This is a genomic window from Mumia sp., assembly GCF_028803055.1.
Lineage (GTDB): Bacteria > Actinomycetota > Actinomycetes > Propionibacteriales > Nocardioidaceae > Mumia.
On sequence record NZ_JARBCJ010000253.1, the window covers coordinates 1 to 3,702 of the forward strand.

At 74.3% G+C, this 3,702-nt stretch carries 1 protein-coding gene; it reads left to right on the forward strand.

Annotation, left to right across the window (positions count from 1 at the left end):
* On the forward strand, positions 1–3,635 hold a 3,635-nt coding region (locus PV363_RS16575), incomplete at its 5' end, for a beta-ketoacyl synthase N-terminal-like domain-containing protein (RefSeq protein WP_301022923.1).
* Positions 3,636–3,702 lie beyond the last annotated feature (67 nt).

The following is a 3,702-nucleotide window of genomic DNA, read 5'->3' on the forward strand; positions in this document are numbered from 1 at the left end:
AGTCGGCGATCACCGACCGCGTCACCGGCGTGTGGCAGCTCGGACCGGGCTGGGCCAGCCACGTGGTCGCGGAGCTCGCCCTCGCGACCCGCGAGGGCAGCAGCGTACGGGGCGGAGCCTTCGGCGAGCTCGGGGCGCCGACCAGCGCCGCGGAGCTCGACAGCGCGGTGGACGCCGCCGTCGCGGCCGTCGGCGCCCGGCATGGTGTCGCCGTCGCGATGCCGAGCGCCGGTGGCGCCGACGTCACCGTCGACGCCGCTGCCCTCGGTGAGATCACGGCGGAGATCACGGGGCCCGACGGGGTGCTCGCCTCCACCGCTCGCCACCTGCTCGGGAGGCTGGGACTGTCGAGCGCCGGCGCGGTGGCTGACGCCGGCGACCACGCGACCGACGCCGCGGTGCTGGCGCAGGTCGAGGCCGAGCTCGGCAGCGACTGGGCCCGTCTGACGACCCCCGCCTTCGACGCGCGACGCGCGGTGCTGCTCGACGACCGGTGGGCCAGCGCCCGCGAGGACGTCGCGCGGATCGCCGCGGGTGACGACGTCACGGCCACGGTCGAGACCTTCGTCGGCGCCGGCGAGGACGTCGCAGCGCAGGCACGGTGGTGGGCCTCACAGACCGACGACACCGGCGTCGCCGAGCGGCTGACCATGGTCGCGGAGGCAGCGCTCGACACCACACCCGGGGACTGGGCCGACGACGTCGTCGTCGTCACCGGCGCCAGCACCGGGTCGATCGCCGCATCGGTCGTCGGTCGGCTGCTCGGTGGCGGCGCCACCGTCGTCGCGACCACGTCCCGGCTCGACCAGTCCAAGCTGCGGGCGTTCAAGGAGCTGTACCGCACGCACGCCCGCGCCGGGGCACGCCTCTGGGTCGTCCCGGCCAACCTCGCGTCCTTCGCCGACGTCGACGCGCTCGCGTCGTGGGTGAGCGAGGAGCAGACCACGTCCGCCGGTGGCGCCACCACGGTGGTCAAGGCTGCGCTGACGCCGACGCTGCTCTTCCCGTTCGCCGCGGGGCGGGTCGCCGGTGACCTCACGGAGGTCGGCTCCCGCTCCGAGGTCGACATGCGGATCCTGCTCTGGTCGGTCGAGCGGCTCATCGCCGCACTCGCCACCACGGGCCGCGCCCACGACCTCGCGTCCACGCTGCACGTGGTGCTGCCGGGCTCCCCGAACAGGGGCACCTTCGGTGGCGACGGGGCGTACGGCGAGGCGAAGGCCGCGCTCGACGCCGTCACCGCGAAGTGGTCCAGCGAGGCCACCTGGAGCGACCGCGTCTCGCTCGTCCACGCGATCATCGGCTGGGTCCGCGGGACCGGGTTGATGGGGGCCAACGACCCGCTCGTCGAGGCGGTCGAGCAGGCGGGAGTCCGTACCTGGTCGACCGACGAGATGGCCGAGGCTCTGCTCGAGCGGGCGACACCGCAGGCCCGCGCTCAGGCGCGTACGGCGCCGGTGACCGTCGACCTGACCGGCGGGCTGGGCGAGGCCGACGTCGACCTCGGCGCGCTGGCCCGGGACGCGGCCGACGCGGTCGGTGCGACCGGTGTGCCGACGGAGTCCGACGACTCCGTGAGGATCGCGGCGCTCGCGCCGTCGCCGGCGCAGCTGCCTGCGCGTCCTGACGTGCCCTGGCCCAGCATCTCGGCCCGCCCCGAAGACCTCGTGGTCATCGTGGGCGCCGGCGAGCTGGGGCCGTACGGGTCGGCGCGCACGCGGTTCGAGTACGAGGTGTCCGAGGAGCTGTCGGCCGCGGGCGTGCTCGAGCTCGCCTGGTCCACCGGCCTGGTGGCCTGGGACAACGGCGGCTGGTACGACGTCGCGTCGGGCGAGCCCGTCACCGAGCCCGAGCTCCACGAGCGCTACCACGACGAAGTGGTCGAGCGGTGCGGCATCCGTCGCTACGCCGACGACGGCGCGCTCGTCGACGCCTCGACGCCCCTGCTCGCTCGGGCCTACCTCGACGAGGACCTCACGTTCTCGGTCGGCAACGAGGCCGCCGCGCGGGCGATGTATGACGCCGACCCCGGCCGTACGGTCATCGCACCGGGCTCCGACGGCGACTGGACGGTGACGCGCAGGGCGGGCACCGAGATCCGCGTCCCGCGGCGTCTCGCGCTGACCCGGACGATCGGCGGCCAGATCCCGACCGGCTTCGACCCCACCGTGTGGGGCGTCCCGGCGGAGATGCTCGAGTCGTTGGACCGGGTCGCGGTCTGGAACCTCGTCTGCACCGTGGACGCGTTCCTCTCCAGCGGGTTCAGCCCTGCCGAGCTCATGGGCTGGGTCCACCCCGCGGCGGTCGCGAGCACCCAGGGCACCGGCATGGGCGGCATGACGTCGATGCGCTCGCTCTACGTCGACACGCTGCTCGGCGAGGCCAAGCAGAACGACATCCTCCAGGAGGCGCTGCCGAACGTCATCGCGGCGCACGTCATGCAGTCGTACGTCGGTGGGTACGGGTCGATGGTCCACCCCGTCGCCGCCTGCGCCACGGCGGCGGTCTCGATGGAGGAGGGCGCTGACAAGATCCGGCTCGGCAAGGCCGACTTCGTGGTCGCGGGAGGTTTCGACGACCTGTCGACGGAAGGCATCGTCGGATTCGCCGACATGTCCGCGACCGCCGACTCCGGCGTGATGCTCGCCAAGGGCATCGACCCTCGCTACGTCAGCCGGGCCAACGACCGGCGACGCGGCGGGTTCGTCGAGTCGCAGGGGGGCGGCACGGTGCTGCTCGCCCGCGGCGACGTGGCGCTCCGGATGGGGCTGCCGGTCCTCGGTGTGGTCGCGTACGCGGGCTCCTTCGCTGACGGCGTCCACACGTCGATCCCGGCACCGGGCCTGGGTGCGCTGGCCGCGGCCCGCGGTGGCGCGCAGTCGCCGCTGGCGCGCGGGCTCGCGACGCTCGGTCTCGCCGCGGACGACGTGGCGGTGGTGTCCAAGCACGACACCTCCACGGCAGCCAACGATCCCAACGAGTCCGAGCTGCACGAGCGGATCGCGGCGTCGCTCGGGCGCTCCGAGGGCAACCCGCTCTTCGTCCTGTCGCAGAAGGCGCTGACCGGACACTCCAAGGGCGGCGCGGCGGCGTTCCAGGCGATCGGGCTCTGCCAGGTCCTCGGCAGCCAGGTGCTGCCGCCGAACCGGAGCCTCGACTGCGTCGACGACGTGCTCGACGAGAACCCGCACCTGGTGTGGCTCCGCGACGCGCTGCCGGCGCCGGCGCCGATGCGGGCCGGGCTGGTCACGAGCCTCGGGTTCGGCCACGTCGCGGCGCTGGTCGCCATCGCGCACCCCGAGGCGTTCCTCGCGACGCTCGACGCCGACGAGCGCGAGGAGTACGAGCGGGCGTCGCGGGCGCGGGAGATCTCGGGCCGCCTGCGGCTCGTGCGGGCGATGTATGGCGGCCCTGCCCCGTACCAGCGCCCGGTCGGACGCCGCCTCGGTGACTCCAACGCGCGGGAGCGGGAGGCCTCGATCCTCCTCGACCCGCGGGCACGTCTCGGTGCGGACGGTACGTACGCGGTCGGGGTTGGGAATGCCCCCGCCGTCGTCGAACCGCCCGCACCGGGATCGGGGAACGTCGCCAGGGGGGTGGGTGACGTCGCGGACGGCGGACCGCGCACGCGATGAGCGTGCTCGGCGTCGGCGTGGACCTGGTCCACGTCCCGTCGTTCGGAGAACAGCTCGCGCAGCCGGG